The sequence below is a fragment of the Mucilaginibacter sp. genome, assembly GCF_965225845.1.
GTDB lineage: Bacteria > Bacteroidota > Bacteroidia > Sphingobacteriales > Sphingobacteriaceae > Mucilaginibacter.
Genome location: NZ_CBDDBL010000002.1, coordinates 2,775,219 through 2,783,121 on the forward strand (window position 1 = coordinate 2,775,219; position 7,903 = coordinate 2,783,121).

General features: G+C 37.5%; 4 protein-coding genes and 2 rRNA genes. 3 read left to right on the forward strand and 3 right to left on the reverse strand.

Going from position 1 to position 7,903, the window contains the following annotated elements; translation table 11 throughout:
- Nucleotides 1–12 precede the first annotated feature (12 nt).
- From ACYZ0U_RS16780 to ACYZ0U_RS16790, 3 genes are all read left to right on the forward strand, one after another.
- Nucleotides 13–2,103: a cellulose biosynthesis cyclic di-GMP-binding regulatory protein BcsB gene (locus tag ACYZ0U_RS16780; RefSeq protein WP_461453678.1), complete on the forward strand. Its 2,091-nt coding sequence runs from the start codon at nt 13–15 to the stop codon at nt 2,101–2,103.
- Between the two features lie 95 nt (nt 2,104–2,198).
- Entirely contained in the window at nt 2,199–4,004 is a 1,806-nt protein-coding gene (locus ACYZ0U_RS16785; protein ID WP_461453679.1) for a glycosyltransferase family 2 protein, read from the forward strand.
- 30 nt (nt 4,005–4,034) lie between these two features.
- Entirely contained in the window at nt 4,035–5,609 is a 1,575-nt protein-coding gene (locus ACYZ0U_RS16790) for a hypothetical protein (protein ID WP_461453680.1), read from the forward strand.
- 14 nt (nt 5,610–5,623) lie between these two features.
- Here the strand turns inward: ACYZ0U_RS16790 and ACYZ0U_RS16795 are convergent, their stop codons facing one another.
- The 3 genes from ACYZ0U_RS16795 to ACYZ0U_RS16805 form a co-directional block, all read right to left on the reverse strand.
- Nucleotides 5,624–6,694: a nuclease-related domain-containing protein gene (locus ACYZ0U_RS16795; RefSeq protein WP_461453681.1), complete on the reverse strand. Its 1,071-nt coding sequence runs from the start codon at nt 6,692–6,694 to the stop codon at nt 5,624–5,626.
- A 346-nt stretch (nt 6,695–7,040) separates the two neighbouring features.
- Nucleotides 7,041–7,152, reverse strand: a 5S ribosomal RNA gene (gene rrf / locus ACYZ0U_RS16800).
- 258 nt (nt 7,153–7,410) lie between these two features.
- Nucleotides 7,411–7,903: ribosomal RNA gene (locus ACYZ0U_RS16805) — 23S ribosomal RNA — on the reverse strand; the annotation flags it as partial.

The window sequence follows — 7,903 nt, forward strand, 5'->3', positions numbered from 1 at the left end:
ACTTACAACCAAATGAATAAATTTTTAAGCTTTTTAGCGCTTGCGTTACTACTAAGCACAGCATCAATAGCTCAGCAACAGGCTATCATCTCATTTAAGGCATTAGGCCACGCTGATGAACCTATATTTGGCATGAGTGGTTCTACATCGTTCTTCTTGAAACTGGGCCCTGAGTACGAAATAACAGGCAGTAAACTGGTTTTATTCTTTGAACCATCACAAGCTTTATTAAAAGATAAATCATACATCAATATTTTGATTGATGATAAACCGGCGTTCAGCAGCAGGCTTTCGCCTGATTCTATTCAAAGGATTGTTTTAAACCTAAGCCGTGCGGATATTTCGGCAGGTGGCTTCCTGAAGATACAGGTAAAAACACTGGCTACCATTACTGATGATAAATGCCGCGACCTGGATAACCCCGCCATGTGGATAAAGGTTAAAAACTACTCATACCTATCCCTAACCAAAAGCGATAAAAACTTTTTTGATAACGTGAACATCAGCAATTGCTTCGATTCAAAAAAAGCAATTGTTTACCCGGCTAACCCAACCCTGCATGATTTAAAGGCTGTTGCCTGGGCATACTCGAGGTTAAAGAAAACCGGCATTGCAAATATTGGCGTATACGCGGCTGATAAAAAGCCTGATAGCGTAAGAAACTATGTGATGGTGGGTAACATGAGTTCTATCCAATCGCCGCAACATGATTTGATCAAAGTTACACCACAGGCCGGCGAAGGCTTATTTTACCTGCACAAGGCAATAACCATTGCTAGCGATACCGTTACGCAGATAGTTAATGTTAGAAATAATTTAACTCCTGTAAAAACAGTTGTTACTGAAAAAGTACCTACCGAAATATTATTTGTAACAGGTGGTGATGACGCTGGTTTTGAAAAAACCATCACCGCGTTAGGTAACATGAATATTCTGAACTCAACCTTTGGTGATTATTTATTGATCGACCAGGCTGAAAATACCTTCTTTAAAACAATTGACGAGAATCGCTCAAAACTAACCTTAAAGCAAATTGGCGGTGCTACTAACTTTATGTCGGGCATTGGCTCATTAAAAAGCGCTTACAACTTTAAAAACAGCGATTTTAGCTTTACGCCAAAAGAGGTTGAGATCCACTTTCAGGGTATCTATAGCAGCTTAAACCCGGGAGATCGTGGTTTCTTCAACGTTTACCTGAACGGTTCATTGATCAGTAGCGAAAAGCTGGATGTTTCCGGCAAACTAAATACATCAGTAACCATTAACCGTTACCAGCACCATAAGTACAATACGCTGGAAGCCGAATTCAGGTTTTATCCATCAAGCGGTAATTGCCAAAACAGCTTTACCAATTTCTTCTCTGAAATTGATGTTGACCAATCATACCTTGAATCGAAAGATCCGTTCATTACCAATGACCTGAGCTTCTATCAATATCCTGAAGCATTCAATAGCGGCAAAACCCGCATTGTGGTAACTAAGGATTATGCAAAGTACGCCGCAGCGGCAATGGGCGAGATAATTTATGAGTTAAACAACAACATTAACGCGAATAACTTCCCTGAATTTGTTTACTCCGACCAGGTTGAGCCCGGCGATTTGAAAAAATATAATATCGTAGCCCTGTTATCACAAAACGATCCGTTGATGAACGAGTTCCCGGATGCACCTATCAAGTTCAACAAAAAATTCAGGTTGTATAATAGCGATAATAATAAGATCGTTTACCAATTATCGGATAGTGTATCAAACGGTTTGGCCCAGATCTTCTACGGCAGGAGCAATAATGCTACATTAGTATTAACTGCCACCGGCACGCAAATAGCCGATGCGTTCTTAGCGGCCTCTAAATCAATTACCGAGCAGCTATCGACACTATCGAGCAACGTTTGTATCTCTGATGTTAGCGCTAATAAATACCTGTTCAATATCAATAAATCAAGCGAGAACCTGGAGTATATCGATACAAAAAGTGCCCTTACCCGTTTTTGGGAATCGTACAATTTGTACATCCTGTTAGGTATTTTAGTATTGATACTGTTATCATTCTTGTATGTACGTTCAAGAATCCAACGCTCACAGGATCTGTTTAACGAGGAATAATAATAAGCGTTAGAGTATTATTTATCATACCGTAATTGCAGGCAATAGCTTGCAATTACGTTTAAATACATAAAAATTTGTTAACAGCAGTAGATATGTCTATCCCGGAACTTTTGGTAAGTGATGGCTTTATTACATCGGAAGATAAGCAGCGGATTGAAGATATATCAGCCCAAACAAATACTTCATTTTTAAAGGTAGCGCTCAATTATGGTTATGTTTCCCGTAAAAATTACGAACGAAGCATCCTGAATGCTAACTACAAAATACAGCATATTCGCGATCAGCCTTTTGATGTAGAGGTTTTGAAAAAGATCGAGCTCCGCTTTGCTGATGATCGTTTAGCATTGCCATTACGTATAGAAAAAAACAGGGTTGTTGCCATAATGGCCGACCCTACTGATGAGCTGTTTCTCGATTTTATCAGGTTTACTTATAACCTGGAACCGGAAGTCATTATAGCATCCGATCTGGACATTCTTTGGCTCTCTCACAAATTGATCGGCGAGAAGTATGTTAAGTCTGCTGTATATGAACTTTTAAATAATGATTCCGAAAGCTCTGCTATCGTAACGTTTACATCGCCACAGTTGATCTCTTTATTCCTGCTTTTAGCGGTAGTAGCTATCGGCTTGTTTGTCAACTTTAAAAACACGTCGATATTTATCAATGTTATTTTAAGTTCATTCTTTCTGATAGCCATCATTTTCAAGCTATTCCTGGCGCTGGTAGGGTCAAGGTTTGAGTTACATCAAGCTATAACTAAAGAGGAGTTAGCGACTATTGACGGGGATGAGTTACCTGTATACACTATATTATTACCGGTATACAAAGAAGACAAGTTGATTAAAAAACTATTGTGGAACTTGCAAAGCCTTGACTATCCACGCGAAAAGCTGGATATAAAACTGGTTATTGAAGAGGACGATGATAAAACCCTTAATGCAGTTCGTAACCTTGATTTCCCGGCGATATTTGAGGTTATTGTGGTACCATTTCATATGCCTAAAACTAAGCCAAAGGCTTGTAACTACGCGCTCCACTTTGCCCGCGGAAAATATTTAACCATTTACGACGCCGAAGACATCCCGGATACTGATCAGCTTAAAAAGGTAGTGGCGCTGTTTAGTAAACTGCCGGAGGAATACATTTGTATTCAAAGTGCGCTAAATTATTTTAACAGGAATGAAAATTTCCTGACTAGGATGTTTACGCTTGAATATTCATACTGGTTTGATTACATGCTTCCCGGACTGGATACTTTAGATATACCTATACCCTTAGGCGGTACCAGCAACCACTTTAAAATTGAAAGCCTTATTGAGTTGGGTGCCTGGGATCCGTTTAACGTTACCGAGGATGCCGATTTAGGTGTTAGGGCCTATGCAAAAGGTTATAAAATAGCCATTGTTAACTCCACCACTTATGAGGAAGCTAACAATGAGCCTATCAACTGGATCCGCCAGCGTTCACGCTGGATCAAAGGTTATATGCAAACCTACCTGGTACATATGCGCAACCCGGTTAAGCTTTGGAAAAAGTTAGGCTGGAAAGGTTTCCTGGGTTTCAGCTTCTTTATCGGCGCTACACCCCTAACTTTTTTGGTATATCCGCTATTGCTGAGCATATTTATAGCTTACCTCATATTTGACTTTTCAACCATTCGCACGTTGTTCCCGGATTGGGTTTTGTTCATGTCGATATTTAACCTGATGGTAGGTAATATCCTGATGATTTACGTAAATATGATGGCCGTATTTAAAAGGCGTTATTATGAACTGATATTGTTTTGCCATTGCCAACCCAATTTATTGGCTAATGCACTCTATAGCAGCATATATGGGCTTATACGAGTTAATTGTGAAGCCATTTTACTGGCAAAAAACCAACCATGGTATTAGTAAGATTAATAACCCGGTAAATATTGTTAAATGAGATTTTCTAAATCATTCTTTTTAGTATTAATTACCCTGTTCTTAGCCATCTATTACCTGGTTTGCGGTATCTATCTAAATCATCTGGGTTATACTAATACTGAAGCATTATTTTATATAGAAAAAGCCCGCATCGTATTTGAGGGATCCGGCAACAGGATCAAGGTAATGGGCTTAACATCACCTATTTTCCCATTCTACTCTATATTTATATTCTTTATTACCTGTAGCAAAACACTCGCACCGGTTATCGCTTCAGCTATTGGCACAGCCGTGTTGTTTAACATAATGGCAGGCAATTTGGTTAAGCGCTTTAATGATGATTTTTATCTTTTAATATTATTGATAATTTTCATATTTCACCCGGGCATCCTGTTCGTTGCCTGCTCCGGTAAGGGAGTTTACCTGGTATTGATCTTTTTCTTCCTTTTCTTCCTTAACATACTCAAGTTTTATAGGTCAAACACAACATTCCACATCTCCATTGCAAGCATCTGCCTGGTGATACTGGTATTTTGCGATTATAAGTTTATCTGGCTCACGCTATTTTTTATTCCTTTAGTACTTTCAATAGCCATTCAGAGTTTAAATTTGAGCGAAAAGGAATCTATCTTCCGCTTATTTTTAAGCTTCAACAGCCCTTCGCTTCGCCGCAAGCTCATCAGCAAAACATTTGCCTTATATATTATCATTTTTATTCTGCCTATTGCGTCAGTTATCGGTTATAAGCTACTGAACTTAACCCACGCCAATGACCTGAATTATTTTCTCGAAAGCCCCTACGCAACCTGGAATGTACTAAGCGAAAAGATGAACTTCGACCAAATGGCTAATACAAGGGGAACTTCCATTATCCCCGAGGAGATTTCCCTGCTCATCAGCGCAAAGGCCTTATTGTTTTGTCCGATGATCATATTAGCTATCTATTTATTCAGGCGCAGCACCTACCAGATCTTAACACTTTTAACCCCGTTCGGCCTGATTGAATTTCTGCATATTAAATATGACAAAACTTATTTAGCTTATGAATACTACCTTATATTTTTAATTTTAGCCTTACTATGCATCACCTTCAGGGCGCAGGCAATTCGCAGGCAAAAAACAGTAAAGTTGGTTTTAATTTTATTGGTGCCGTTACAAATATTTACCGGCTACCTGTTTCTACAAAAATCCTTTCTGCCCGAGGAAAGAGATTTTATAAAAACTTTAGTAACTCGGAAGTCAGGTGATACCAATAACCAAAGCGCGGCAAGGGATGTGGCCTATTACCTAAATGGCGTGTCACAGAGTTCGAAAATATTGGTAGATGATGCTATTGCCTACCCGATAATTGCATATGTAGATAATGTAAAGCAATTAACCATGCCTTATCAGGATGAATTTTCCGGCGCTATTGAGGCCCCGCAGAAGTATGATGATTATATACTGATTGCTACAGCGAAAAACCCCGTAACGGGCTATACCCAGCTTAATGATAAGTACATTGCTACAATAAAGCTTGAAAATTCGGCATTGAACCTAAGAATTGTTTATGACAGCGAAGACTGGATCTTATATCATATTGAACGCTAGAAATAATTAATTTACTATTGCCCATTAATATTAAGCAAATAATTAGCTAACAAGTGCATTTCTATTGCTGAAAGACAAGGTTTAAAGTATTCTATATATCTGTTAAGATCTTTTAAATTCAATATTTTCACATAGCTAAATTCTTCATTCGGTTTCTGATCAATTAAAACTATGAGATTTCTTATTGAGATTTTTCTTTCCCCCCAATGATGTCTTCGCAGTATATTATCCACAATTCTTTCGTTTAAAATTTTAAATAAAGCAAAACTTGTTCTTTTAATTTGATCTATAGGCGAACGCAGAGTTAAATTATTTAATGAGTGTTCACTCCAATTTTTTGTTTCTATAAGGAAAATACCTGCAGGAGAAATTAATATATGATCTATTTGAATAGATTTTATATAGTCATTTTCTCTTTTATTAAAGATTGGAGGATCAAACGAACAGGTAAAATCATTTATTAAAGTATAATCATCTGATAATTTTCCTAATTCAGTTGAAACTTTTTGTTCTCCTATTGCACCATAAATTAAAGTATTAATTTCATCAATGATCTTTTTTTTCCTTTCATTTTCTTTTAGATATATTGAACTACTTTCATCAACCGCTTCTGTAAAATGAGAAATAATATATTCATTCCTATTAATCTTTTTAGAAAGTTCCTCTTTCCTCTGCTTAATTGAATAAGCGATTCGGTAATCAAAATTATTTTCAATATTTTGAATTCTCATCTTAACTATCAGCTTCCTAAGATAATCAATGAATTTTTCAAGAATGTTTAATTGCATTGAATGCATTTTATTCAATTTTCCCTGTAGTTGATTAAGTTCTAATTGTAGCTTTTGTTCAGCTTCATATTTGTCTATTTCAATAGTTTTTTCTAGTTCTGATATTTCTGCTCTAAGCGTATCACTTTCATTCTTGATTAATATTGAATGCTCTGAAATTATTTGTTTTTGAGAATTCAAATAATTCTTTTGAAACATAATTAATTCGTTTACTGAATTGAGATCATTTACATTATTATCTCGTAAATGAGATTTAATAGCAGTTAAAGAGCCAATTCTGTTATAAACTTTACACATATTAGGTTTATTATTTCTATATCAGTTATGGTATTTTAGAATATTTTTTTGGGATTATTTTAATTTACCTAACCTAATTATACATATACTATCCTATTTATACTTGTAATAACAGTACAAAACTAATACGACAACCAGTATCAAATCTTGATTCTAAATATATTATTAAATCTGATTATAAGGTTTTATTTACTGCGAAATGCTATAGATCTAAAACTTTCCATAACGCACAAAGCCCTCGTGATAAACGAAGGCTTTGAACTATTGGTTAGAAATGTTAATAAACAAAAAACCCTCTAATCTTTCGATCAAAGGGTTAATGATTAACAGCATTAAAGCTGATAAGATTTGGCACCGACCTACTCTCCCACATTTTACTGCAGTACCATCGGCTCTGGCGGGCTTAACTTCTCTGTTCGGAATGGGAAGAGGTGGACACCGCCGATATAGGCACCTGAAGGTTTTTAGTATTTAGTAGTTAGTATCAAGTAGCAGGATTACCTGCTGCTTTGTATTAACTGTTCATACAATATTTTTTATTGTTATCGGTATTTAGTGATTTGTATAAGTATTAACCTTTCGGTGTTGATACTTGATACTAACTACTTGATACTATCAAACAATGACATATTATTGAAAGAAGTGATTGAATAAGAGAAAACAACAGTTTAGTGTTTGGGCGGACGGAACGAATCCCGTCCACCATTATTACCTGCTATGAGAAAGCTTCGGGCAATTAGTATTACTCGGCTATGATGTCACCACCTTTATACCTGTAACCTATCAACGTAGTAGTCTGCTACGACCCTCAATGGAAGTCTCATCTTGTGGCTAGTTTCGCACTTAGATGCTTTCAGCGCTTATCTATTCCCAACGTAGCTACTCTGCAATACAGCTGGCGCCATAACAGATTCACCAGAGGTTAGTCCAACCCGGTCCTCTCGTACTAAGGTCAGCCCCACTCAAACTTCCAACGCCCACAACAGATAGGGACCGAACTGTCTCGCGACGTTCTGAACCCAGCTCGCGTGCCACTTTAATGAGCGAACAGCTCAACCCTTGGGACCTTCTCCAGCCCCAGGATGTGACGAGCCGACATCGAGGTGCCAAACCTCCCCGTCGATATGAGCTCTTGGGGGAGATCAGCCTGTTATCCCCAGCGTACCTTTTATCCTTTGAGCGATGGCCCTTCCATGCAGAACCACCGGA